Raw genomic sequence first — 23,809 nt, 5'->3', positions numbered from 1 at the left:
ATTTACCGGGGTTTGTGCGAATCAAGCAGGGATCAGCCGTGGCTGGTCTCGCCAGCCGGCAGCGCGGTCTTGGTCCGCCAGTGTGGCAGGGAGTTCCAGTAGCGCTCGCCCTTGGCATCGTCGTACATGCCTTCCCAACGCGCGATGACCAACACGGCCAGGGCGTTGCCGATCACGTTCAGGGCGGTACGCGCCATGTCCATGATGCGGTCGACACCGGCGATGAACGCCAGGCCTTCCAATGGAATGCCCACACTGCCCAGGGTTGCCAGCAGTACCACGAAGGACACGCCCGGCACACCGGCGATGCCTTTGGAGGTGACCATCAGGGTCAGTACCAGCATCAGTTGCTGGCCAACCGACAGGTCGATGCCATACAGCTGGGCAATGAAGATTGCCGCGATGCTCTGGTACAGGGTCGAACCGTCGAGGTTAAACGAGTAACCGGTGGGTACCACAAAGCTGCAAATGGCTTTCGGCGCACCGTAGGCTTCCATCTTCTCGATCACGCGCGGCAGCACGGTCTCGGAGCTGGCGGTGGAGTAGGCCAGTACCAGCTCATCTTTGAAGATGCGCATCAGCTTGATCACCGAGAAGCCAAACAGGCGAGCGATCAGGCCAAGAATCACAAAGGCAAAGAACAGGATGGCGACGTAAACCAGGATCACCAGCTTGGCCAATGGCAGCAGCGAGGCGAAGCCGAAGTTGGCCACGGTCACCGCGATCAGGGCGAATACACCGATAGGGGCGTACTTCATGATCATGTGGGTGACTTTGAACATGCTCTCGGACACGCCCTGGAACATGGTCACCAGGGGCTCGCGCAGGTCTGGCTTGAGGCTCGACAAGCCCAGGCCGAATAGCACGGAGAAGAAGATGATCGGCAGCATCTCGCCACGGGCTACGGCGGCAAAGATGTTAGACGGAATCAGGTTGAGGATGGTCTCGATGAACGCATGTTCATGCTGCACCTCGGCGGCGGTCGCCTGGTACTTGGAGATATCCACGGTACCCAGGGTACTCATGTCGATCCCGGCACCGGGGTGGAACAGGTTGGCCAGCAGCAGACCGACCACAATCGCAATGGTAGTGACCACTTCGAAGTAAACGATGGTCTTCACACCGATCCGACCGAGCTTTTTCGCATCCCCTACACCGGCGATTCCGACAATCAGCGACGAAATCACGATCGGGATCACGATCATCTTGATCAGGCGGATAAAGATATCGCCCGCCGGCTGCAACACGTTGCTGATCCACCAGGCTTTTTCGGCACTGAAGTGGTTGAGTACAGCACCGATTGCAATCCCTAGCACCAGACCGATGAGGATCTGCCAGGCGAGGCTTAGTTTTGCCTTCTTCATGTCATTACCCTTGTTTCAAGTGGACTCAGGCAGATGCGCCAGCTGGAACGCCCGGGAGCGAAAAAGTGTGAGCATCAGCCTCCGTAGAAGGTCACCGCAGATGGCCGATATGGCTTACTGGCAAGCGAAAAAAGGCGCAACTATTCCGATGCGGGGGGGCATAGTCTAATGCCGTAAACGCCTACCCTATGCCGAATCGGCATGGGTTTTTGCAAATAAAACTGTCTGTTTGGTCAGTTCGAATGCGACATTCTGTCAGGCATACATGCCGTGAACCGGCCATTTCAGGCTCGCTCAGGGATTTTCGGTTTTTTTGCCGGGAGGGAAAAACTCTTGAAAATTCCTACGCATACCATCGAAAAACCAGTCTGGCCGAGTCCAAACTTTCTCGATAGATGGTCGCGCAGTAACACTATGAAATGGTTGTGATGTAGCAGAAGGGAATTTTACAGCTATGGGCGGCATAAGCGCCTAGCGATCACTCTCAAGCCCGCCGCAAGTCCATCAGGCCATAACGGCCTGCGGACCTGCGTCGCAGCTTTTCTCCTGACCCGGCCCTTGCGCAGGCACTCCCTGTACCCGTAGGTCACGCCGATCCACCTTGATCAGAGCAACCCGGCCCCCTGGTCATGCATCGCCGTCAGGTGGCGGTGCAAACGGAAACAGGCAGTTGGCCGGTTTCCATGTTGGTGAGGCCCGCAGACGGACCTAGTACCAATTCGGATCTTTCTTCAGTTGCTCCATCAGCAACTTCTGCATGCCTTCATTCGGCTTGCCAAGAAAACGGTAGTCCGCATGCCGTGTCGGTGACTTGTCTGCCGGAAGCCCCGCAGGCACTTCGACCAACATCGCGTAGGCATCGTCCTTATCCATGCTGAAAGCCACGATCAGACGTTTATTCAGGCAGGTATCGGCCGTTTCACACAGCGGCCCGACCAAATAACCATCACCGTCTTCCGTCACCGCATTCATTTGCTCGGCGGTGCCCGAAAGATTGATCACCCATTCAGGCAAACGCTCTTCCTGCTTGACCACGCCCTGCCAGGTTTCGCGATATTGCGGGTCGGTATTGAGCAGGTCATTGGCCCGCGCCTGGCCGTCATTAGCGGCCATGGCCAAGCCACTGCCGCCCAACAGCAGGGCGGCAGCCAGGGTTTTAAAAGACAAGTTGGCCATGTTCAGCCTCGACCGCGACGGCCAAAGAAGAAGGAAGCGATGAACATCACCAGGAAAACGACAAAGAGAATCTTGGCGATACCCGTGGCGGTGCCCGCGATACCACCGAAGCCCAGGACTGCAGCCACAATGGCAATGATCAGGAATGTGATTGCCCAACTCAACATGGTGATTCTCCTTTTGCGTCTATAGAAGTGACTGCTGTGTAGCCATCCTGTCGCGACCCAACGGGGCGGCAGGTTCGTGCCTAGAACACCCAGCGTTCCTGGACAGGTTCGTCGTACAGGGCGATGTCCTGTTCAACGGCCATCATGCGTGGGGTTGTCACGTCGGCGCTGTGGCTGCCAACGGAACGGAAATGGGGCTGCGTCATGGGTACGCGTTCGAACTGCGGGGTGGACGCCTGGCTCTGCTGCCAATGCTGTAACTGCTGGCCACCGATCAAGGTCACCATCAACGCAAGGCTGGCGAACAGACCCTGTTGAAGGCGCAGCGGCGATACACGCAATGGCTTGAGGCTTTGGCGAGTCATCCTGAATCTCTCCCGCATTTGTTTTGTTCGTTAATCACGCTTGTAAGAGAGATATTGCAGAGTGCGTGCCAGTTTTTTCGCCGAATAAAAACCAATAAAATCAGTAGCTTATAAGATCATTGGTTTTCTTATCAGCAGCATCCTGCACGATGCGCCTATCCTCACCGTGCGAAATGCACGATGGTCGTTGGTCGGATCAAGGGATCAGAACGGGCTGTGGGGCTGCCGAAGCATCAAGAAGGGTCAAAACCCACTGCCCAGGCATATAAGTAGGAAGGGTCTTAGATAGCTGCGCGATAGGGCCTTGAATCAATCAGAATAAACCATGCAACTTGCCCGATTATTCCGGGACTAACCAAGATCAATCATTCTTAATTTAAGGAGCGCGGGACAGATGGAATCAGCCAAGGAACTTCAAGGCCGCATTCTTTTAGTGGACGACGAGTCCGCGATCCTCCGCACCTTCCGCTACTGCCTGGAAGATGAAGGCTATACCGTCGCCACCGCCAACAGCGCGGCCCAGGCCGATGCCTTGTTGCAGCGCCAGGTGTTCGACCTGTGCTTCCTGGACCTGCGCCTGGGCGAAGACAACGGCCTGGATGTGCTGGCGCAAATGCGGATCCAGGCGCCCTGGATGCGCGTGGTGATCGTCACCGCCCACTCAGCCGTCGATACTGCCGTGGATGCGATCCAGGCGGGCGCGGCCGATTACCTGGTCAAGCCGTGCAGCCCGGACCAATTGCGCCTGGCCACCGCCAAGCAACTGGAAGTGCGCCAGCTGTCGGCACGCCTCGAAGCGCTGGAAGGCGAAGTACGCCAGCCCAAGGATGGCCTCGACTCCCATAGCCCGTCGATGATGGTGGTGCTCGAAACCGCCCGCCAAGTGGCCGGCACCGATGCCAATATCCTGATCCTCGGTGAATCCGGTACGGGTAAAGGTGAGCTGGCCAGGGCCATTCATGGCTGGAGTAAAAGGGCGAAAAAATCCTGCGTCACGATCAACTGCCCATCCCTGACCGCCGAACTGATGGAAAGCGAGCTGTTCGGCCACAGTCGCGGGGCCTTTACCGGCGCCAGCGAAAGCACCTTGGGGCGGGTCAATCAGGCGGACGGCGGTACGCTGTTTCTCGACGAGATCGGCGACTTTCCCCTGACGTTGCAACCCAAGTTGCTGCGTTTCATCCAGGACAAGGAATATGAACGGGTCGGCGACCCAGTCACTCGGCGCGCCGATGTGCGCATCCTGGCAGCGACCAACCTGAACCTGGAAGACATGGTGCGCGACGGGCGTTTTCGCGAAGACTTACTGTATCGGCTGAACGTCATCACCTTGCATCTGCCGCCCCTGCGCGAGCGCAGCGAAGATATCCTCGCCCTTGCCGACCGCTTCCTGGCGCGCTTCGTCAAAGAGTATGCGCGGCCGGCTCGCGGCTTCAGCGATGAGGCCCGTGAAGCCCTGCTCAACTACCGTTGGCCGGGCAATATCCGCGAACTGCGCAACGTCGTAGAGCGCGCGAGCATCATCTGCGCCCAGGAGAAAGTCGAAATCAGCCATCTGGGGATGGCCGAGCAACCGACCAACAATTCCCCGCGTATTGGTGCGGCGTTGAGCCTGGATGAATTGGAAAAGGCCCACATCGGCGCCGTCCTGGCCACCAGCGATACCCTGGACCAGGCGGCCAAGACCCTGGGCATTGATGCATCGACGCTGTATCGCAAACGCAAGCAATACAACCTGTGAGCTGCACCTTATGAAGTTGGCGATGAAACTGCGCACGCGGCTGTTCCTGAGTATCTCTGCGCTGATCACCGTGGCCCTGCTTGGGTTGCTGCTGGGGCTGGTGAGTGTCATGCAAATGGCCAAGACCCAGGAGTCCCTGATCCGCAGCAACTTCATTACCCTGGACCTTGGACTCAAGCTGCGCCAGACCCTGGGCGACCAGTTGATCCTGATGCTCAACGACACCCCGGACCCGGTCGCGCTGAATACATCCAAGCAGGAGTATTTCAAGCTGCTGGACCAAGGCATCGCCCATGAGAGAAGTGTGGACCGGATCGGCGGTCTCACTCAGGCCAAGGCCGATTACCTGAGGTTTATCGAAGCCTTCGACGAAAATGAAAGTACGCCGCCGTCCCTGCGCAATAACGCAAAACTTACCGCCAGCTTCAACGCCTTGCGCAATGGGCTGATCAGCGAACACAAAACCGCGCTGGAAAACATCAGCGAAACCGTGCGGCAATCGCGTGAGCGAGCCTTGTGGATCGCCGGCCTGCTCGGGCTGGTGGGGCTGGCAGTGCTGATCATCGGGTTCATCACCGCCCATGGCATCGCCCGGCGCTTTGGCGGGCCGATCGAGGCGCTGGCCAAGGCTGCCGATAAAATCGGCCAAGGCAATTTCGATGTCACGCTGCCTATTTCTTCAGCTGCAGAAATGAACCTGTTGACCCGGCGCTTTGGCATCATGGCCGAAGCCCTGCGTCAGCATCAGGCCACGAACGTCGATGAACTGCTCGCCGGCCAGCAACGCTTGCAGGCCGTGCTCGACAGCATCGACGACGGTTTGCTGATGATCGACCGCCAAGGCCGTCTTGAACACCTCAACCCGGTCGCCCAGCGCCAGTTGGGTTGGGACGAGACCCGCCTGGGAGAGGGCTTGGGCGAAGCGTTACAGCGCCCGGAACTGGATGAGCAACTGCATCTGGTGCTGCGCGGCGGCAACCTGGAGCGCGCGCCTGACGACCTGGAAGTGGAAGTCGAAGGCGAATCACGCCTGCTGACCTACAGCATGACGCCGGTCAGCCACCACCAGGGGCACATCCTCGGCGCGGTGATGGTGTTGCATGACGTGACCGAGCAGCGGGCCTTCGAGCGTGTGCGTAGCGAATTCGTGCTGCGCGCCTCCCATGAACTGCGCACGCCGGTCACCGGTATGCACATGGCATTCGGGCTGTTCCAGGAACGGGCGAAGTTCCCCGCCGAGTCGCGCGAAGCCGACCTGCTGAATACGGTCAATGAAGAAATGCAGCGCTTGATGCAACTGATCAACGACTTGCTTAACTTTTCCCGCTATCAGAACGGCCTGCAAAAACTCACCCTGGCGCCCTGCGACACCAACGATCTGCTCGAACATGCCCGCGCGCGTTTTGCCGAACTGGCGAATGCGCAAAACATCGACCTGGTGATAGAGGCACAGGCGCAACTACCCAGGCTACACGCCGACCGGGCGCAATTGGAGCGAGTCCTCGACAATCTGCTGGGCAATGCCCTGCGCCATACCAGCGAAGGCGGGCAGATTCGCCTGCAAGCGCGGCGCCATGGCGAACGGCTGATCATCAGCGTGGAGGACAACGGCGAAGGCATCGCCTATGGCCAGCAGGGCAGGATTTTCGAACCTTTTGTTCAGGTAGGCCGCAAGAAAGGCGGCGCCGGCCTGGGGCTGGCGCTGTGCAAGGAGATCGTGCAGCTGCACGGCGGCAGGATGGGGGTCTATTCCCGGCCGGGGCAGGGCACGCAGTTCTATATGGCGTTGCCGCTGTAACTATCAGTCAGCGCGCTACTCAAAGGCTGCAACGATCAAAGGAGGGAGCTCGACGACTCCCACATCAATTGCGCGCAGCGCTTAAAGACCTTAGCGGTGGTTCAGTGCCCGCAGGATCGCTGCACTTTGCGCATCCGGCGTACCGTCGAACAACGCCGGCCGGAAGCGCATCTGGAAGGCGGCCAGTACACGCCGTGTCGCCACATCCAATTCACCGGTTTGCGGCGTGGCATACCCCAAGCGTGCCAACTCTTCCTGGAACCAGGTAATGCTCGGCAACTGCCCGGCGTACTCGGCCTGATACCGCGCAACCGCCTGGGCCTCGGGCCAGATCCCCAGACCTTCATCAGCCAGGCGCTTCCAGGGGAACAACGGACCCGGATCGAGTTTGCGGCCAGGCGCGATATCGCTATGACCAATAATGAATCGCGGGTTGATCCGGTTGCGCTGGCTGATGTCCTTGAGCAAGGTCACCAGGGACTGGACCTGCGCCTCGGAGTACGGATACCAGACCCGACCTGTTGGCGTGTCGCGATAACCCGGATTGACGATCTCGATGCCAATGGAGCTGGAGTTGAGCCAGGTACGCCCCATCCACTCGCTCTCTCCGGCGTGCCAGGAGCGCTTGTCTTCATCCACCAGCTTATAGATGGTTGCGCGGGCATCATCGCCAATCAGGTAATGGCTGCTGACCTGGCCTTTGGTCAATAGCGCCAACGAGCTTTGAAGGTTGGTAGCGGTGTAGTGCAGGACGACGAACTGGATACGATGATCGAAGTTCACCGATGGGTGGCTGGTATCCAGCCGCGGGCCACTCGCACAACCGGCGAGGGTGAGGAACAGCAGAGCAGTAACTAGAAATTTCATGGCAACGGGCATTACGCTAAAGACGATAATGCAACAGTGTAACGTACGGTTTGCCGGCCAGCGGCCGGCAATACAAAATGGAACAAATTTTCAGGCCGCCTGCACCTGGTTGCGTCCCGCCGCCTTGGCCCGATACAACGCCTCGTCAGCGCGCTTGAGTGCCAGGTCGCTGCGCTCGCCGGGCTGGAACTGCGCCATGCCGATGGACATCGTAATGGTCACCCGCTCGCCCTTGAAGTGAAACGGGCACGCCTCGATGGCCGCCCGCAGGCGTTCGCCGAGTTCCAGCGCACCGCCCAACGCCGAATCCGGCATCAGCAGCACAAACTCCTCACCGCCAAACCGTGCGATAAAGTCCGTCGGGCGCAGGTGCTTGCTCAATACAGTGGCGATGATTTTCAGCACCTTGTCGCCCGCCAGATGGCCGTAGCTGTCATTGATGCGCTTGAAGTGGTCGAGGTCGAGCATCGCGAGTGACAGGCTGTTGCCCTGTTGATGCCAGGTATTGACCTCGTACTCCAGGCGCTCGCTCCAGGCCGCACGGTTGGGCAATCCAGTGAGCGGGTCGATCAAGGCTTTCTGGCGCTGCACCTCAAGGTGGTCCCGATAGCCCTGGGCCTCCTGCTCCATGCTCGCCACCCGCTCGGCCAAACCCTGCAACCGCGCGGCGACTTCATGTTCACGCTGGTCACGCTGCCTTTGATGCTCATCCATGGCACCCAACAGCCCCTCAAGATGACTTTCCAGCACTTGCTTGAGGTCATCGAGGTCGGCCGCTTCCTGGACACTGCTTTGCAAGCCATCCATCTGTTCACGGATTTGCGTGTCCATCTCGCGCGCGGCGCTGCGGCTGTCGGCGTGCCCGTCGCTGGCCGCCTGCAGGTTGCTCTGGAAGGCTTCCAGCCGCTCGTTGAGATGCTTGAGGTAGGCCTCGAACTCATGCTGGCCGCTATCGGTGATGGCCAGCATCAATACCGCCAGGTCATCGAGGATCGGTAGCAGTTCGTACCAATTCAGCCCCTGGGCCAGGCGTTCGCGCATGGCTTGCGCCTGGGGCCTGTGCCGCTCGGGCAGAGCGAGGTCGCCCAGCAGGCCGAGCAGGGTGTCTTCGATATGTTTGGCGACAGAGCTGTAGGACGGCTCGGGCGAATCGGGCAAGGCGTACAGCGCCTCAGGATCAACTTCAGCCGATTCGTCGTCCAGCACAGGCGGCAATGACAGACTGCCGATCTCGGTCGGTTGCGGCACCAGGGGCAGGACCTCGGGCGCAACTACCACCGCAGCGACAGCCCGTTCAGGCAGCGGGGCAAGGCTCACTTCGACAGGTCGGGGCGGTTCCGGGGTTTCGATGGCGACCGCGAGCGTCTCGACGGGTGATAAGCGAGGAGCGCCAACCTCAGGCACTGATGCCACACACTCATCCACATCAACCCGAGGCGCCACAGGCTGAGGTGCAGGCGCAGGCGCAACTTCAAGTACCGGCTGCTGCGGGGCCTGGGCTTGTGGCGCGAAGGCACGCAGGGCCTGGGCCAGCTCGGGCGCATCCTCAACCACCGGGGTGGCCGGGCTTGCTGCTACCGCAGGGGGTTGCCGGGAAGGCGGAGAAACAGCGGGCTCAACCGGCGCAACCTCTGTACCCGCCTCCTTGCCACCAAACAGGCGCTGCAACAAACCTGGACGAGCAGGTTCGTCATCCGACTCAAGATTACTCAGGGCCTGCCCTTGCAGACCGCTCAACTCACTGAGCAGCAGGGGAATTTCCCGCGCCTGGCCGACTCGGCTATCCAACTGCTTGGCAAAGCTCTTCAGCGGGCGACTGACTTCCCGGGGCAAGGGCAAGGCCTGTAATTGCGAGACCAAGGCGGTCAGCGCCGTACTGATCTGATCCACCCGCGTTTCACGGCGTTGCTCGGAGTCCAGCACGGCCTTTTCCAGGCGTGGCAACAAGGCAGCGAGCGCGGCGTCCATGTCATCGGTGCGCACCACATCGCGCATCTCTTTCATACACTGGTCCACGGCCCGATCCGTGCCTTCGGCCGCCAGCGTGCTGCGCACCAGCCCACGACGCAGCAAGTCGAGGCGCGCAGCCCAACGACGTTCGAGCTTTTCTTGTTGCTCGATGCTTAACAGGTATTTTTCTTTCCAGCGCTGGGCGTCGTCGCTCATGCAAGGGGTCCGCGAGGGCCGGGGCTCAACGCGGGTAATGCATCAGCCGTGAGCGAACCCGGCAGACGAATCTCTACCGCGACCGGCAGGTGATCGGAAATGGGCTGCGCCAGCACCTGCACGCGTTCCAGCGTCAGGGTCGGGCTTAACAGAATGTGATCTAGACAGCGTTGCGGACGCCAACTGGGGAACGTGGCTTCGACCTGCGGCGCCAGCAGCCCGAGGTCGCGCAGCGGAGAATTCTGCAACAGGTCGCTGGCGTGGGTGTTCATGTCCCCCATTAGCACCTGGTGTTTGTAATCGCCAATCAGCTCACGGATGTAGGCCAACTGCAGGGTCCGGGTACGTGCCCCCAGCGCCAGGTGCATCATGACCACCACCAGCGCCTCGGGCCCTTCGCCGAAGCGCACCAGAATCGCCCCACGCCCTTTCGGGCCCGGCAGTGGATGGTCTTCGATCACCGAGGGCTTCAACCGGCTGAGCACGCCATTGCTGTGCTGGCCCAGTCGGCCGAGGTTGCGATTGAGTTGTTGGTACCAGTAGGGGAAAGCACCGAGCTGGGCCAGGTGTTCGACCTGATTGACGTAGCCTGAACGCAGGCTGCCACCGTCGGCCTCCTGCAGGGCCACCAGGTCGAAATCGCCCAGCAGGTCGCCAATCTTCTGCAGATTGCCGGCCCGACCGTTGTGGGGCAGCAGATGCTGCCAGCCCCGGGTCAGGTAGTGGCGGTACTTTTCGGTACTGATGCCTACCTGGATATTGAAGCTCAGTAAGCGCAGCCGGCTATCCGCCGGCAGGCCGGTGGACGTCAGGTGGTGTTCGTTGACCTGCGGATCATGCAGGCCAACCACTCGTTCAGTACCCCAGCGACGCATGGCGAGCCCCTTACTTGGCTGCGCGCTCTTTGGCGATCAACTGGTCGGCAACGTTCAGGGTCGCTTCAGGACCACCTGTGGAGCCCAGGTCAAAGCGGTACTTGCCGTTGACGATCAGGGTTGGAACGCCTTGCACGCCGTACTTCTGCGCAAGATCCTTGGCCTGTTTGATCTGGCCCTTGATGGCAAAGGAATTAAAGGTGGTCAGGAACTTGTCCTTGTCCACGCCCTGGGTGGCGAGGAAGTCAGCCATTTCCTCAGGCTTGGTCAGGCGCTTGCCTTGTTTCTGGATTGCCTCGAACACCGCGTTGTGGACCTTATGCTCCACACCCATGGCTTCCAGGGTCAGGAACATCTGGCCGTGGGCATCCCAAGGGCCGCCGAACATGGCCGGGAGGCGCTTGAAGTTCACGTCCGAAGGCAGCTTCTCGGCCCAAGGGTTGATGGTCGGCTCAAAAGAGTAGCAATGCGGGCAGCCATACCAGAACAGCTCTACGACTTCGATCTTGCCCGGCACGGAAACCGGCACCGGATTGGCCAATTCAACATAAGTCTTGCCCGCTTCAAGCGGCACATCGGCGGCTTGGGCGGTCATGCCGAACAGGCTGGCAGTGACGAGAGCGGCGCTGAGGATCAATTTACGCATGCTTTACTCCTGGACAAATAAAGTCGCCTCGCGCGACCTTTTTTATGACAGGTCTACACGGGCATGAGTTCGTTAGTGTAACGGTAGCGGCCACAAAAAAGGGCGGCCTCAGCCACCCTTTTTATGCTTGCATCGACGGATTAATCGAGCGTTAACGTTACCGCTGATGTACCCCCGGTCTTGCGCACCTTACTTGTGCAGGCCCTGGATGTAGCTGGCTACCGCTGCAATGTCTTCGTCACTCAGTTTGCGCGCAATCGTACGCATGGTCATTGCATCGCCATCGTTGGCACGGCCGGCTTCTTCCTTGCGGAAATCAGTCAGTTGCTTGGCAATGTACTGGGCGTGCTGGCCACCCAGGTGCGGGAAGCCTGCTGCGGCGTTACCCGAGCCATCCGGGGAGTGGCAGCCGGTACAGGCCGGCAGGCCTTTGTCGAGGTCGCCGCCACGGAACAGCTTTTCACCACGCTCGACCAGTTTTGGATCCGCCGCCCCCACACTGCCTGCCTGGCTGGCGAAATACGCCGCGATATCCGACAGGTCCTGATCGTTGAGATTGGTCAGCATGCCGGTCATTTCCAATACCGTTCGCTTGCCGTCCTTGATGTCGTGCATCTGCTTGGTCAGGTATTTCTCACCCTGGCCCGCCAGTTTTGGAAAGTTGGGTAACGGACTGTTGCCATCCGCTCCATGGCAGGCACCACATACAGCGGCCTTTGTCTGGCCAGCAGTAGCGTCACCTGCAGCATGGGCAACACCAGTGATGCCCAAGGTCAACAGCAGACTCACGATCAATTTGTTCATCAGCTAATCCAATTACGGCTAAAGGTTATAGAGTTATGGACCGGGTCTACTCGCTCATCAAAACAATGATGGCCTGGTAATCCTCGGCACGGCATTCCATGCACAAACCACGCGGCGGCATCGCCTTGAAACCCTGGGTCACATGCTGCACCAGCGTATCCATGCCTTGCGCCAGTCTCGGCGCCCAGGCTGCCTGGTCACCCCGCTTGGGGGCCATTGGCAACTGCCCGGCATGACAAGCCGCACAAACGCGGTTGTACACAGCTTCCGGATCCTGTGTAGCCTGCGCACTGTAAAGTGGTATCAGGACACCGACAGCTAGCAGCCACTGGGTCATACGTCGACCTTTTCAGGGTTTGGAAGCGTTTTGCGTTCTAATGCGCAATAAAGGTCTATCGCTCCCGTGAACTTCATCCTTCGCTGGGACAAAGCACACACAAAATCTGCGGCATTATATACTGGCGCCACTGAAACGGGAACGACACTACTTGCCGCACCCATTCCCGGCACCGCCCACATCGGAAATCCCATGCAACTCAAGAACCCCATCCTCGGTCTGTGCCAACAGTCCACGTTCATGCTCAGCGCCGCCAAAGTCGACCAATGCCCCGACGACGAAGGCTTTGAAGTGGCCTTCGCCGGGCGCTCCAACGCCGGTAAGTCCAGCGCGCTCAACACCCTGACCCATGCCAGCCTGGCTCGCACCTCGAAAACCCCGGGCCGCACACAGCTGCTCAACTTCTTCAAGCTAGACGATGATCGGCGTCTGGTCGACCTGCCGGGCTACGGTTACGCAAAAGTACCTATCCCATTGAAGCTGCACTGGCAGCGTCACCTGGAAGCCTATCTGGGTGGCCGCGAAAGTCTGAAAGGGCTGATCCTGATGATGGATATCCGTCATCCAATGACCGATTTCGACCTGTTGATGCTCGATTGGGCGGTCGCCAGTGGCATGCCAATGCATATTTTGCTGACCAAGGCCGACAAATTGACCTACGGCGCAGCCAAGAACACCTTGCTCAAAGTGCAGGCCGAAATCCGTAAGGGTTGGGGTGATGCGATCACTATCCAGCTGTTCTCGGCGCCCAAGCGCATGGGCCTGGAAGACGCCTATACCGTGCTGGCAGGCTGGATGGAGCTGGCGGACAAGGGCGCGGAAATCGCCGAGTAACTTTTCTGCAGGCAAAAAAAACCCCGGACTTCGTATGGGGAGGGGAAGTTCGGGGTCCAAGTTCCGGACCGCTAGGGCGGGGTCCAGATATCTGCCAACACTTAACACAACATAGGAGCATTGAAGGGCTTCACCACCCATTCAGTAACTCTGAGTGACTTTTCATGGGTTAAGTTCCGGCGCCCGGAAAAACTATTGGAAATAACCCTCGGAGCTTTCCGATCTATAGGCAGTGCTGCGACGTCATGCCGCAGCACTGCCAGATGATCAGTGCGCCTGGTCCCAGTTATCGCCCACCCCGACTTCCACCAGCAGCGGCACATCCAGGCTCGCCGCACCGCTCATGTGCTCGCGAATCTTCTCGCTGACCTCAGCCACCAGGTCTTCGCGGACCTCCAGTACCAATTCATCGTGTACCTGCAGGATGACCTTGGCGTCCAACCCCGACTCCGTCAGCCAGTTGTCGACCTTGACCATGGCTTTCTTGATGATATCGGCGGCAGTGCCCTGCATCGGCGCGTTGATCGCGGTACGCTCTGCGCCCGCGCGCTCCTGGGGCTTGTTGGAGTGGATATCCGGCAGATACAGGCGGCGCCCGAACAGGGTTTCCACATAGCCCTGGTCGGATGCCTGGGCACGGGTGCGCTCCATGTACTCGCGCACCCCTGGGTAGCGGGCAAAGTACACATCGATGTAGGCCTTGGCCGTCTTGGTATCGACGCCAATATCCTTGCCCAGCTTCTGCGCGCCCATGCCGTAGATCAGGCCGAAGTTGATCGCCTTGGCGCTACGGCGCTGGTCGGACGTGACCTCACCCAGCTCGACCTTGAACACCTCGGCCGCCGTGGCCGTGTGTACATCCAGGTTGTCGCGGAAGGCGTTGAGCAAGCCCTCGTCCTTGGACAGGTGCGCCATGATCCGCAGCTCGATCTGCGAGTAGTCCGCCGCCAGCAGCTTGTAGCCCTTGGGCGCAACGAACGCCTGGCGGATCCGCCGGCCTTCGGCGGTGCGCACCGGGATGTTCTGCAGGTTCGGATCACTGGACGACAAACGCCCGGTAGCGGCCACGGCCTGATGATAAGAGGTGTGGATCCGCCCCGTGCGCGGGTTGATCTGCTCGGGCAAACGGTCGGTGTAGGTGCTTTTGAGTTTGCTCATGCTGCGGTACTGCATCAGCACCTTAGGCAATGGATAGTCATCTTCGGCCAGCTTGGCCAGCACTTCCTCGGCGGTAGAGGCCTGGCCCTTGCCAGTCTTCTTCAACACCGGCAGCCCGAGTTTTTCGTAGAGGATTGCCCCCAATTGCTTGGGCGAACCCAGGTTGAACTCCTCGCCGGCGATTTCATACGCCTGACGCTCCAGTTCCACCATCTTGTTGCCCAACTCGATGCTCTGCACGCCGAGCAGCGCGGCATCTACCAGGGCACCCTGGCGCTCGATCCGCGCCAGTACCGGCACCAATGGCATCTCGATATCCGTCAGCACACTGGCCAGGCTCGGCAGGGCGCAGAGTTGTTCGTACAGGGCCAGGTGCAGGCGCAGGGTCACATCGGCATCTTCAGCAGCGTAGGGGCCGGCCTGCTCCAGGGCAATCTGGTCGAAGGTCAGCTGTTTGGCGCCTTTGCCGGCGATGTCCTGGAAGCTGACGGTGTCATGCTCCAAGTACTTCTTCGCCAGGCTGTCCATGTCGTGCCGGGTCGCGGTGGAGTTCAGCACGTAGGATTCGAGCATGGTGTCGAAGGCGATGCCGCGCACGGTGATGCCGTGCGCCGGGTCGCCGCCAATGGCGCAATTGGCCAGGATATTCATGTCGAACTTGGCGTGCTGACCGACCTTGAGCTTGTTCGGGTCTTCCAGCAGCGGCTTGAGAGCCAACAACACCGTATCGCGGTCCAGTTGCTCGGGCACGCCGATGTAGGAATGGGTGAGCGGGATGTAGGCCGCTTCATTGGCCTGCACCGCAAATGAAACCCCCACCAGTTGCGCCTGCTGGGCGTCGACACCGGTGGTTTCGGTATCAAAGGCAAACAACTTCGCGTCATTGAGTTTTTTCAGCCAGACGTCAAAGCGAGCCTGGTCGAGGATGGTCTCGTACTGCGCTTCGACCGGGGCCACAGGCGCTTGGGCCGCAACTGCAACCTGAGCCGGTGCAACGTCAGCGGCAGCCTTGAGCTCGACCCGCTTGGCATCACGCTGAATCTCATCGATCCAGCTCTTGAACTCCAGCAGGGTGTACAGCTCAAGCAGCTTCTCGCGATCCGGCTCGATCAGGTGCAAGTCTTCCAGGCCAACATCCAGGGGCACATCGACCTTGATGGTCGCCAACTGGTAGGACAGGAACGCCATCTCTTTGTGCTCTTCCAGCTTGGCCGGCAGGGTCTTGGCCCCACGGATCGGCAAGCTCGGGACAATATCGAGCTGCTCGTAAAGCTCTTTCAATCCGCCGTTCACACCGACCAGCAGTCCCGAAGCGGTCTTAGGACCGATACCGGGAACACCCGGGATGTTGTCGGAGGAATCGCCCATCAGCGCCAGATAATCGATGATCTGCTCGGGAGCGACACCAAATTTCTCCTTTACGCCGTCCACATCCATGGCACTACCGGTCATGGTGTTGACCAAGGTAATGTGCCCATCGACCAACTGCGCCATGTCCTTGTCACCCGTGGAGATCACCACCGGGCGGTCGGCAGCCGCACTGCTGCGGGCCAGGGTGCCGATCACGTCGTCGGCCTCGACACCTTCGACACACAGCAGCGGGAAGCCCAGGGCGATCACGCTCTGGTGCAGCGGCTCGATCTGCACGCGCATGTCATCGGGCATGCTCGGGCGGTTGGCCTTGTATTCGGCGTACATGTCATCGCGAAATGTCCCGCCCTTGGCGTCGAACACTACCGCGAACGGACTGTCCGGGTACTGCTTGCGCAGGCTTTTGAGCATGTTCAACACGCCCTTGACCGCACCGGTCGGCAGGCCTTTGGACGTAGTCAGCGGCGGCAGCGCGTGGAAGGCGCGGTACAGATATGAAGAACCGTCCACCAGGACGAGGGGGGCTTGGCTCATGAGCAGGATCAACCTTTTCGGCGGGTCTGGCGCTAGAATAGCCGGACCATTGACAACAAAGGGACAAGGTTATCATGCGCACATTCAATCGCCTGCTGTTGACCGGCCTGATTGCACTCGCTCCGATGGCTGCCATAGCGGCAGACGATGCTCCTTCGGGCGATCCGGAAGTCACCATTCGCACGGAAGGCGACAAGACCATCCAGGAATACCGCCAAAACGGCTTCCTGTACGCAATCAAGGTAACGCCCAAGGGCGGCAAACCGTATTTTCTGGTGCGCGCGGACGGAACCGATGCGAACTTCATCCGCTCGGACCAGCCGGATATGCTGATCCCGTCATGGAAGATCTTCGAATGGAAATGATTTCTTAATTTTAATCGGCGCTGCGGCCCGCGGCGCCCGTACTGGCAGTTTTAACCATGTCTGTGTTCACCCCCCTGGCTCGGCCCGAGCTGGAAACCTTTCTCGCCCCTTACGGGCTCGGCCGCCTGCTCGATTTCCAGGGGATTGCCGCTGGTAGCGAAAACACCAACTTCTTTATCAGCCTGGAACAGGGCGAATTTGTCCTGACCCTGGTTGAACGCGGCCCCGTGGACGAAATGCCGTTCTTCATTGAACTGCTCGACGTACTCCACGACGCCGACCTGCCCGTGCCTTACGCCCTGCGCACCACCGACGGCGTGGCCCTGCGCGAATTGGCAGGCAAGCCGGCGCTGCTGCAACCGCGCCTGGCGGGCAAGCACATCCAGGACGCCAACGCCCAGCATTGCGTGCAAGTAGGCGAGTTGCTTGGCCATTTGCACCTGGCCACCCAGGGCGACAAGGTGCTGGAGCGCAAGACCGATCGTGGGTTGGATTGGATGCTCGAGGAGGGCGCGCAGCTGATTTCGCACCTCGACGCCCACCAGCAGCAGCTGTTGCAAACGGCACTGGATGAAATCCAGCAACACAAGGAACAGATCCTCACGCTGCCCCGCGCCAACCTCCACGCCGACCTGTTTCGCGACAACGCGATGTTCGAAGGCACCCACCTGACCGGGTTGATCGACTTCTACAACGCGTGCTCCGGGCCGATGCTGTACGACGTGGCAATTGCCCTGAATGACTGGTGCTCGGACGCCGCCGGGGTGATCGACGGCCATCGCGCCCGCGCACTGCTGGGCGCCTACGCGGCACTGCGGCCGTTCAGCGCCAAGGAAGCCGAGCTGTGGCCGACCATGTTGCGCGTGGCGTGTGTGCGGTTTTGGCTGTCACGGCTGATTGCTGCCGAGTCGTTTGCCGGGCAGGACGTGCTGATTCACGATCCAGTGGAGTTCCAGCAACGACTGGAGCAGCGCCAGCAGGCCACTCTCCAACTGCCGTTCGCCCTCTGACGCTGTGGGAGCGGGCTTGCCCGCGATGAGGGCGTGTCAGTCGCCTATCAGCGCCTGATACACCGCTATCGCGGGCAAGCCCGCTCCCACACAAGCCTGCTCCCACAGGGGTTCTATGTCGTCGGTTACAACGACTCCAGACACCCTGCCAAATCAGTACCCAATTTTTCCAGCAACTGCTCATACCCCTGGCCCGTGGCCGGGGTGTAGCCGCCCAAGGCATCCAATTCCGCCAGTTTCACCGGCAGGCCAGCCACCAGGGTCTCGGCCAGGCGGGGGCGCAAGGGTGGCTCGCTGAACACGCAGGTCTTGCCCACTTCCTGCAGGCGCGTGCGCATCGCCGCCACATGCTGGGCACCGGGTTGTACCTCGGCGGCCACGCTGAACACGCCGGTGTGCTTGAGGCCGTAGGCATCTTCAAAGTAATCGAAGGCTTCGTGGAAGACGAAGTAAGGCTTGCCGGCGATCCCCGTCAGGCGCGCTTTCAAACGCAGGTCCAAGGCATCCAGGCGCCCGTTGAACGCTTGCAGGTTGCTCTGGTAGCGCTCTGCGTTGGCGGGGTCAGCCGCGCTCAAGTCCGCCGCCATCCTGGCCGCAATCACCCGCGCATTCACCGGCGACAACCACAAGTGGGCATCCAGGCTGCCGGGGCGATGATCGTGATCATGATCGTCGGCTTCTTCGCCATGGGAGTGATGATCTTCGGCGAAATGCCGCAGCTTCAGACCCGGCAGTTCCTGCACGGCCACTGTGGGCAAGTTGCGACCCTTGAGGACCCGTGGCAGGAAGCCTTCCATGTCCGGACCGATCCAATACAGCAGATCCACCGATTGCACACGCCGTACGTCGGATGGGCGCAATGCGTAGTTATGCGGCGAGGCTCCCGGAGGCAGCAACACCTCTGGAACCGCCACGCCGTCCTGCACAGCGGCGGCAATCAGCTGTAAGGGTTTGATGCTGGTGAGCACCCGAACCTCGGCCTGGGCAGCCCCGGCAATCAATAAACTGGTGACAAATACGACAAAAACGGCAAAAAGTCGGGACACGATAAGCACTCAAGTCAGCAGGAACGGGTAACATAATAACGTCTCTCACAAATATCTGTCGCCGCTCATGCCTAAAACACCGCTTGCCAGCCGTCCCCACGACCACTCTCACTGCGTGCACAACGCACTGTCGGAGGCCGATGCCCTGTGCGCACGCCAAGGCCTGCGCCTGACCGCCCTGCGTCGGCGGGTGCTGGAACTGGTGTGGCAGAGCCACAAGCCACTGGGTGCCTACGACATTCTCGGCGTGCTCAGCGAGCAGGACGGCCGCCGCGCCGCGCCGCCCACGGTGTACCGTGCGCTGGACTTCCTGCTGGAAAATGGCCTGGTGCACCGCATCGCCTCGTTGAACGCGTTTGTCGGCTGCAACCACCCGGAACACGCGCATCAGGGCCAGTTCCTGATCTGCCGCGAATGCCACGCCGCCATCGAGCTTGAACAAAAAAGCATCAGCGACGCGATTATCAAGAGTGCCGGCGATGTCGGCTTCCGAGTCGAAGGGCAGACCGTCGAAGTGGTTGGCATCTGCTCGGGCTGCCAGGGGGCTTGATGAGCACTGCGCTGATCCGCCTGGAACAGGTCGGCGTCACGTTCGCCGACCAGAACGTGCTGGACAACATTGACCTGAGCGTCGAGCCGGGGCAGATCGTCACCCTGATCGGCCCCAACGGCGCCGGCAAGACCACCCTCGTACGCGCGGTACTGGGGCTGCTCAAGCCCGATAGCGGCAGTGTCTGGCGCAAGCCCAAGCTGCGCATCGGCTACATGCCGCAAAAACTGCACGTCGATCCGACCTTGCCGCTCTCGGTGCTGCGTTTCCTGCGCCTGGTACCGGGCGTGGACCGCACTCGCGCCCAGGCTGCGCTCAAGGAAGTGGGTGCCGAGCAGGTCATCGACAGCCCGGTCCAAAGCATCTCCGGCGGCGAAATGCAGCGCGTGCTGCTGGCCCGCGCCCTGCTGCGCGAACCCGAACTGCTGGTGCTCGATGAACCGGTGCAAGGCGTCGACGTCGCCGGCCAGGCCGAGCTCTACAGCCTGATCACCCGCCTGCGCGACCGGCATGGCTGCGGCGTGCTGATGGTGTCCCATGACCTGCACCTGGTGATGAGCACCACCGACCAGGTGGTCTGCCTCAATCGCCACGTCTGCTGCTCCGGCCACCCGGAGCAGGTCAGCGGCGACCCGGCCTTCGTCGAGCTGTTCGGCAAGAACGCCCAGAGCCTGGCGATCTACCACCACCGTCACGACCATGCCCACGACCTGCATGGCGCCGTGGTCGCCGATCCGACTGCCCCTCATACCCACGTCCACGGAGATGGCTGCAAGCATGGCTGATTTTCTGCTCTACGCCCTGCTTGCGGGCTTGGCTCTGGCGCTGGTGGCGGGCCCGTTGGGTTCGTTCGTGGTCTGGCGACGCATGGCCTACTTTGGCGACACCTTGTCCCACGCCGCCTTGCTCGGCGTGGCCCTGGGCTTTTTGCTGGACGTCAGCCCGACCATTGCCGTGACCGTCGGCTGCCTGCTGCTGGCGGTGCTGCTGGTGACCCTGCAACAGCGCCAGCCACTGGCCTCGGACACCCTGCTGGGGATCCTCGCGCCGAGCACCCTGTCCCTGGGCCTGGTGGTGCTGAGCTTTATGCATGAAGTGCGGATCGACCTGATGGCCTATCTGTTCGGCGACCTGCTGGCCATCAGCCCCACGGACCTCGCCTGGATTCTCGGCGGCAGCGCTGCGGTGCTGATTCTGCTGGTAGCCCTGTGGCGACCGCTGCTGGCAATTACCGTCCACGAACAGCTGGCCACTGTCGAAGGCCTGCCCGTACCAGCGCTGCGCATGACCCTGATGTTGCTGATCGCGGTGGTGATTGCTGTCGCAATGAAGATAGTCGGCGTATTGTTGATCACGTCGCTATTGATCATCCCCGCCGCCGCCGCCCAGCGTCATGCACGCTCGCCGGAACAGATGGCGGTTGGCGCCAGTTTGCTGGGGATGCTTGCCGTGTGTGGTGGCCTGGCACTGTCCTGGTTCAAGGACACCCCGGCCGGGCCGTCGATTGTGGTCACGGCCGCCGCACTGTTTCTGCTGAGTTTTGTCCTGCCCCGTCGAGGGGTGTAGACTTGCTCGCTTTTTGCGCAATTAGAGAGTCGCAGGAATGAAGCCGTTCACCTCCCGTTATCTGCTCCTTGCCGCATTTTCCCTGCTGCTGGGCGCCTGCCAAAGCACCCCACCCGTCGCCCCCGAGGTGCCGGATGCGCGCGCGGTGGCCATTGCACAGCTGGAACAAAACCTGGCCAGCAGTGAGCGGGCCACCGCCGAGGACCAACTCGCCGCGTTGCAGGCCCAATCGCCCGACGACCCGGCACTCGAGCCGTATCAGCGCCAACTGGCCGAGGCCTATTTGCAGCGCAGCCAGATCGTCCTGCAAAAAGGCGATGTCAACGCCGCCGCTACGGCCTTGAGCCGCGCCCGGGCGTTGATGCCCAAGGCTCCCGCGCTGACCGGTGGGGTCAACAACGCCATCGCCCACGCGCGCAAGGCCGAGCTGGATAAAGCCGAGGCCGCCCTGAAAGCCGCCGAAGCCAAGCCGCCAGCCAAGGTCATCGACCCCACCGCCGAAAGCACCACGGTGGCGCTGAACCTCACGGATATCCAGGAATTGCGCCATCAACTGGATGCCATCGCCACCGATGTGGTGAATTACCAGTGTGATGTGAGCATCCAGGTGCCGCGCACCGAGGATTACCCGTGGCTGAACACGCTGCTGACTAAACGGGTGAAGCGGATTGATTCAGGGTACGACCTGAAGATTCATCGGCAGATCCTCAGGCATATTCCGGCGCAGGTTGTGTTGATTCCGCGTAAAGCCGACTGAAGCCAGTCGCGGGCAGTGCGACGATTCGACTTGCCCGCGATGGCGCCCTATCAAACTACCAATGACTTAAGCCGGAACCGCCTTGGCCCTAGGCTCGCGTTCCCAGACCCGATGCTGGGCAATCGCCGCAATAAACGCCTTCAACGCCTTGGCATCCCCGCCGACAATCAGTCCCGCATCCGCCTCCAGCTTGAGCACCTGCAGCAACTGCTTCGCCTCACCCGCCAAGGCAATCGCCTTCAAATGCTTGTACGCCTCCAGCAGGTAATGCAACGCCACACCGTCGCCGCTCAACGCCTGGATCGACTTCGCCCCACCCGGCACAAACACCGCATCGAACGCGACTGACGGCAGGCCTTCCATCGAGGCATCCACCGCCAGGCTCTTGCCATCGGCGGTGGTCACCGGCGCCGAGGTCGGCCCAAGCAACTTGGCATGGGCGCCTTCTGCGGCCAGCGCCTTTTTCAGCGCGGCAATCGCGGCACCATCCACACCATTGGCCGCCAGGATCGCCACCTTGCGCGTCTTGATATCCCCCGACAGCAGGTTGGCCTGGCTCAAGGCCGGCGAACGCTCCGGTGCGGTCTTGCGCACCGGCACGGTGCCTTTTTTCGGCGCCGGCAGGCCCAGGTTCTCGGCCACGCGCTTGGCCAGGCCCAGGTCGATATTGGCCAGGATCTCATTGACCTGACGCGCGCGGATAAACTCACGCTCGACCTTGCCCAGCTCAAAGCTGTAGGCCGCGATGATGTGCTCCTGCTCGTGCGTGCTCATGCTGTTGAAGAACAGGCGCGCCTGGGAGAAATGGTCGCTGAACGATTCACTGCGCTCACGGATCTTGTGCGCGTCGATGCGCTCCGGGTACGACTCGAAACCGCCGTCCTGTGCTGCCGGCGGGGTTTCTTTCGGCCAGCCGCCATCAATAGAGTTCGGCTCATAGGACGCGCGGCCTTTATCGACGGTGCTGCGGTGCATGGCATCGCGCTGGTTGTTATGCAGGGGCGTCAGCGGCTGGTTGATCGGCAACTGGTGAAAGTTCGGGCCACCTAGACGGCTGATCTGTGTGTCGGTGTAGGAAAACAACCGACCTTGCAGCAGCGGGTCATTGGAGAAGTCGATACCCGGCACGATATGGCCTGGGCAGAACGCGACCTGTTCAACTTCAGCGAAGAAGTTGTCCGGGTTGCGATTGAGCACCATCTTGCCTAGCGGGGTGATGGGCACCAACTCTTCCGGAATCAACTTGGTCGGGTCGAGGATATCGAAATCGAACGCGTGCTCCTTATCTTCCGGAATCACCTGTACGCCCAATTCCCACTCCGGGTAATCGCCCATCTCGATCGCATCCCACAGATCGCGACGGTGGTAGTCGGTATCTTTACCGGCCAACTTTTGCGCTTCGTCCCACACCAGGGAGCAGGTACCCGCTGTCGGGCGCCAGTGGAATTTGACGAAGTTGGATTGACCCTCGGCATTCACCAGACGGAACGTGTGCACCCCAAAACCCTGCATGCTGCGCAGGCTTTTTGGAATGGCGCGGTCGGACATCGCCCAGATCACCATGTGCGCCGATTCCGGCTGCAGCGAGACAAAATCCCAGAACGTGTCGTGAGCCGAGCCGCCGGTAGGAATTTCGTTGTGCGGCTCAGGCTTTACCGCATGCACGAAGTCAGGAAACTTGATCGCGTCCTGAATGAAAAATACCGGCATGTTGTTGCCCACCAGGTCGAAGTTGCCTTCGTCGGTGAAGAACTTCACGGCAAAGCCGCGCACGTCACGCACCGTATCGCCTGAACCACGCGGGCCCTGCACTGTGGAAAAACGCGTGAACACCGGGGTTTTACGGCCTGGGTCACGCAGGAAACCCGCCTTGGTCAGCGCCGAATGGTTTTCATAGGTCTGGAAGTAGCCATGGGCGCCAGTGCCGCGGGCGTGCACGATGCGCTCCGGGATACGTTCATGGTCAAAGTGCGTGATTTTTTCACGCATGATGAAATCTTCCAGCAACGAAGGCCCCCGGGCGCCGGCTTTCAGGGTGTTCTGGTTATCGGAGATTTTCACCCCCTGGTTGGTGCGCAGCGCCTGGCCAGTGGCGTCGGAACGGAATTTTTCCAGGCTTTGCAGCTTGGCATTGGTGTTGCCACGGTCCAGGGTATCGGTGCCTGCAAGCTCGCTCTTGGGCGGCGTAGCGGGTTTTTTGGTACTCATCAGACAAAACTCCTCGTTTGCGTAGGCCAGAGCGGTCCCTGGCTCGTGTGAGCAAAACCCCGGGCACGGCACCCGGGAAATCGAGTTGCTTAAGTAGTGACTGA

General features: G+C 60.6%; 22 protein-coding genes. 9 read left to right on the top strand and 13 right to left on the bottom strand.

The features are described from left to right. Nucleotides 1–32: 32 nt before the first annotated feature. The 4 genes from gltP to K1X80_RS01650 all read right to left on the bottom strand — a co-directional run bounded on the left by gltP (nucleotide 33) and on the right by K1X80_RS01650 (nucleotide 3,072). Nucleotides 33–1,364, bottom strand: coding sequence for a glutamate/aspartate:proton symporter GltP (gltP, locus tag K1X80_RS01665; RefSeq protein WP_057957911.1), 1,332 nt, complete (start codon nucleotides 1,362–1,364; stop codon nucleotides 33–35). Between the two features lie 708 nt (nucleotides 1,365–2,072). Further along, nucleotides 2,073–2,540 (bottom strand): inhibitor of vertebrate lysozyme family protein, encoded by a 468-nt coding sequence (locus K1X80_RS01660; protein WP_120731152.1) that lies wholly within the window; start codon nucleotides 2,538–2,540, stop codon nucleotides 2,073–2,075. Between the two features lie 2 nt (nucleotides 2,541–2,542). Then, nucleotides 2,543–2,707 (bottom strand): DUF1328 domain-containing protein, encoded by a 165-nt coding sequence (locus K1X80_RS01655; protein WP_003170804.1) that lies wholly within the window; start codon nucleotides 2,705–2,707, stop codon nucleotides 2,543–2,545. 80 nt (nucleotides 2,708–2,787) lie between these two features. Beyond that, nucleotides 2,788–3,072, bottom strand: coding sequence for a hypothetical protein (locus K1X80_RS01650; RefSeq protein WP_057957909.1), 285 nt, complete (start codon nucleotides 3,070–3,072; stop codon nucleotides 2,788–2,790). A gap of 394 nt (nucleotides 3,073–3,466) precedes the next feature. Here K1X80_RS01650 and algB point away from each other — a divergent pair, with 394 nt between their 5' ends. Together algB and K1X80_RS01640 are read left to right on the top strand one after the other, a co-directional pair. Beyond that, entirely contained in the window at nucleotides 3,467–4,813 is a 1,347-nt protein-coding gene (algB, locus tag K1X80_RS01645) for a sigma-54-dependent response regulator transcription factor AlgB (RefSeq protein ID WP_032862658.1), read from the top strand. Between the two features lie 10 nt (nucleotides 4,814–4,823). Further along, entirely contained in the window at nucleotides 4,824–6,611 is a 1,788-nt protein-coding gene (locus tag K1X80_RS01640; RefSeq protein WP_057957908.1) for a KinB sensor domain-containing domain, read from the top strand. Between the two features lie 90 nt (nucleotides 6,612–6,701). On the opposite strand, the gene K1X80_RS01635 is transcribed toward K1X80_RS01640, so the two are convergent. From K1X80_RS01635 to K1X80_RS01610, 6 genes are all read right to left on the bottom strand, one after another. After that, nucleotides 6,702–7,478, bottom strand: a complete 777-nt coding sequence (locus K1X80_RS01635) for an N-acetylmuramoyl-L-alanine amidase (protein ID WP_057957907.1) — start codon at nucleotides 7,476–7,478, stop codon at nucleotides 6,702–6,704. 90 nt (nucleotides 7,479–7,568) lie between these two features. Next, nucleotides 7,569–9,644, bottom strand: coding sequence for a diguanylate cyclase (locus K1X80_RS01630; RefSeq protein ID WP_057957906.1), 2,076 nt, complete (start codon nucleotides 9,642–9,644; stop codon nucleotides 7,569–7,571). Then, nucleotides 9,641–10,519, bottom strand: a complete 879-nt coding sequence (locus K1X80_RS01625) for an endonuclease/exonuclease/phosphatase family protein (protein ID WP_057439246.1) — start codon at nucleotides 10,517–10,519, stop codon at nucleotides 9,641–9,643. Before K1X80_RS01625 ends, K1X80_RS01630 begins: the two co-directional genes overlap by 4 nt. A gap of 10 nt (nucleotides 10,520–10,529) precedes the next feature. Further along, on the bottom strand, nucleotides 10,530–11,165 hold the full coding sequence (gene dsbA, locus K1X80_RS01620) for a thiol:disulfide interchange protein DsbA (RefSeq protein WP_057439247.1): 636 nt from the start codon (nucleotides 11,163–11,165) through the stop codon (nucleotides 10,530–10,532). A 189-nt stretch (nucleotides 11,166–11,354) separates the two neighbouring features. Continuing rightward, nucleotides 11,355–11,969: a cytochrome c4 gene (locus tag K1X80_RS01615; protein ID WP_057439248.1), complete on the bottom strand. Its 615-nt coding sequence runs from the start codon at nucleotides 11,967–11,969 to the stop codon at nucleotides 11,355–11,357. Between the two features lie 46 nt (nucleotides 11,970–12,015). Then, nucleotides 12,016–12,306 carry a cytochrome c5 family protein gene (locus K1X80_RS01610; protein WP_057439249.1) on the bottom strand — a complete coding sequence of 97 codons (291 nt, stop codon included), beginning with the start codon at nucleotides 12,304–12,306 and terminating at the stop codon, nucleotides 12,016–12,018. A gap of 192 nt (nucleotides 12,307–12,498) precedes the next feature. Here K1X80_RS01610 and yihA point away from each other — a divergent pair, with 192 nt between their 5' ends. Beyond that, nucleotides 12,499–13,140: a ribosome biogenesis GTP-binding protein YihA/YsxC gene (yihA, locus tag K1X80_RS01605; RefSeq protein WP_032862650.1), complete on the top strand. Its 642-nt coding sequence runs from the start codon at nucleotides 12,499–12,501 to the stop codon at nucleotides 13,138–13,140. A 267-nt stretch (nucleotides 13,141–13,407) separates the two neighbouring features. Here yihA and polA read toward each other — a convergent pair whose 3' ends face one another. After that, nucleotides 13,408–16,203, bottom strand: a complete 2,796-nt coding sequence (gene polA / locus K1X80_RS01600; protein WP_057957905.1) for a DNA polymerase I — start codon at nucleotides 16,201–16,203, stop codon at nucleotides 13,408–13,410. A 74-nt stretch (nucleotides 16,204–16,277) separates the two neighbouring features. On the opposite strand from polA, the gene K1X80_RS01595 reads away from it, so the two are divergent. Further along, the gene (locus K1X80_RS01595; RefSeq protein WP_057444840.1) at nucleotides 16,278–16,568 is read left to right on the top strand and encodes a DUF2782 domain-containing protein; all 291 of its coding nucleotides are present in this window, start codon (nucleotides 16,278–16,280) and stop codon (nucleotides 16,566–16,568) included. A 56-nt stretch (nucleotides 16,569–16,624) separates the two neighbouring features. Beyond that, nucleotides 16,625–17,578, top strand: coding sequence for a homoserine kinase (locus K1X80_RS01590; RefSeq protein ID WP_057439250.1), 954 nt, complete (start codon nucleotides 16,625–16,627; stop codon nucleotides 17,576–17,578). Between the two features lie 125 nt (nucleotides 17,579–17,703). Here the strand turns inward: K1X80_RS01590 and K1X80_RS01585 are convergent, their stop codons facing one another. Further along, entirely contained in the window at nucleotides 17,704–18,633 is a 930-nt protein-coding gene (locus tag K1X80_RS01585) for a zinc ABC transporter substrate-binding protein ZnuA (protein WP_057957904.1), read from the bottom strand. Nucleotides 18,634–18,691: 58 nt separating this feature from the next. Between K1X80_RS01585 and zur the strand changes: the two genes are divergently transcribed. From zur to K1X80_RS01565, 4 genes are read left to right on the top strand one after another with little or no spacing between them, the layout of a single operon-like run. Next, on the top strand, nucleotides 18,692–19,174 hold the full coding sequence (zur, locus tag K1X80_RS01580) for a zinc uptake transcriptional repressor Zur (RefSeq protein ID WP_029290345.1): 483 nt from the start codon (nucleotides 18,692–18,694) through the stop codon (nucleotides 19,172–19,174). Beyond that, nucleotides 19,174–19,959: a zinc ABC transporter ATP-binding protein ZnuC gene (gene znuC, locus K1X80_RS01575; protein ID WP_057444838.1), complete on the top strand. Its 786-nt coding sequence runs from the start codon at nucleotides 19,174–19,176 to the stop codon at nucleotides 19,957–19,959. Before zur ends, znuC begins: the two co-directional genes overlap by 1 nt. Beyond that, on the top strand, nucleotides 19,952–20,740 hold the full coding sequence (gene znuB / locus K1X80_RS01570; protein ID WP_029290341.1) for a zinc ABC transporter permease subunit ZnuB: 789 nt from the start codon (nucleotides 19,952–19,954) through the stop codon (nucleotides 20,738–20,740). Before znuC ends, znuB begins: the two co-directional genes overlap by 8 nt. Nucleotides 20,741–20,777: 37 nt before the next feature. Beyond that, the gene (locus K1X80_RS01565; RefSeq protein WP_220172621.1) at nucleotides 20,778–21,497 is read left to right on the top strand and encodes a PA5502 family lipoprotein; all 720 of its coding nucleotides are present in this window, start codon (nucleotides 20,778–20,780) and stop codon (nucleotides 21,495–21,497) included. 66 nt (nucleotides 21,498–21,563) lie between these two features. Here the strand turns inward: K1X80_RS01565 and katE are convergent, their stop codons facing one another. Further along, entirely contained in the window at nucleotides 21,564–23,735 is a 2,172-nt protein-coding gene (gene katE, locus K1X80_RS01560; protein WP_258571572.1) for a catalase HPII, read from the bottom strand. Nucleotides 23,736–23,809 lie beyond the last annotated feature (74 nt).

Origin of the sequence: Pseudomonas sp. So3.2b (assembly GCF_019464415.1) — a bacterium.
GTDB lineage: Bacteria > Pseudomonadota > Gammaproteobacteria > Pseudomonadales > Pseudomonadaceae > Aquipseudomonas > Aquipseudomonas shahriarae.
This window is presented reverse-complemented; position numbering and strand designations above follow the sequence as displayed.

Coding starts and splice junctions, on each gene's coding strand:
- K1X80_RS01635 (WP_057957907.1), bottom strand. CDS start 7,478: ATGAAATTTCTAGTTACTGCTCTGCTGTTCCTCACCCTCGCCGGTTGT.
- K1X80_RS01590 (WP_057439250.1), top strand. CDS start 16,625: ATGTCTGTGTTCACCCCCCTGGCTCGGCCCGAGCTGGAAACCTTTCTC.
- K1X80_RS01660 (WP_120731152.1), bottom strand. CDS start 2,540: ATGGCCAACTTGTCTTTTAAAACCCTGGCTGCCGCCCTGCTGTTGGGC.
- yihA (WP_032862650.1), top strand. CDS start 12,499: ATGCAACTCAAGAACCCCATCCTCGGTCTGTGCCAACAGTCCACGTTC.
- znuC (WP_057444838.1), top strand. CDS start 19,174: ATGAGCACTGCGCTGATCCGCCTGGAACAGGTCGGCGTCACGTTCGCC.
- K1X80_RS01610 (WP_057439249.1), bottom strand. CDS start 12,306: ATGACCCAGTGGCTGCTAGCTGTCGGTGTCCTGATACCACTTTACAGT.
- K1X80_RS01615 (WP_057439248.1), bottom strand. CDS start 11,969: ATGAACAAATTGATCGTGAGTCTGCTGTTGACCTTGGGCATCACTGGT.
- K1X80_RS01625 (WP_057439246.1), bottom strand. CDS start 10,519: ATGCGTCGCTGGGGTACTGAACGAGTGGTTGGCCTGCATGATCCGCAG.
- algB (WP_032862658.1), top strand. CDS start 3,467: ATGGAATCAGCCAAGGAACTTCAAGGCCGCATTCTTTTAGTGGACGAC.
- K1X80_RS01655 (WP_003170804.1), bottom strand. CDS start 2,707: ATGTTGAGTTGGGCAATCACATTCCTGATCATTGCCATTGTGGCTGCA.
- K1X80_RS01565 (WP_220172621.1), top strand. CDS start 20,778: ATGAAGCCGTTCACCTCCCGTTATCTGCTCCTTGCCGCATTTTCCCTG.
- K1X80_RS01640 (WP_057957908.1), top strand. CDS start 4,824: ATGAAGTTGGCGATGAAACTGCGCACGCGGCTGTTCCTGAGTATCTCT.
- K1X80_RS01595 (WP_057444840.1), top strand. CDS start 16,278: ATGCGCACATTCAATCGCCTGCTGTTGACCGGCCTGATTGCACTCGCT.
- gltP (WP_057957911.1), bottom strand. CDS start 1,364: ATGAAGAAGGCAAAACTAAGCCTCGCCTGGCAGATCCTCATCGGTCTG.
- polA (WP_057957905.1), bottom strand. CDS start 16,203: ATGAGCCAAGCCCCCCTCGTCCTGGTGGACGGTTCTTCATATCTGTAC.
- K1X80_RS01650 (WP_057957909.1), bottom strand. CDS start 3,072: ATGACTCGCCAAAGCCTCAAGCCATTGCGTGTATCGCCGCTGCGCCTT.
- zur (WP_029290345.1), top strand. CDS start 18,692: ATGCCTAAAACACCGCTTGCCAGCCGTCCCCACGACCACTCTCACTGC.
- znuB (WP_029290341.1), top strand. CDS start 19,952: ATGGCTGATTTTCTGCTCTACGCCCTGCTTGCGGGCTTGGCTCTGGCG.
- K1X80_RS01630 (WP_057957906.1), bottom strand. CDS start 9,644: ATGAGCGACGACGCCCAGCGCTGGAAAGAAAAATACCTGTTAAGCATC.
- dsbA (WP_057439247.1), bottom strand. CDS start 11,165: ATGCGTAAATTGATCCTCAGCGCCGCTCTCGTCACTGCCAGCCTGTTC.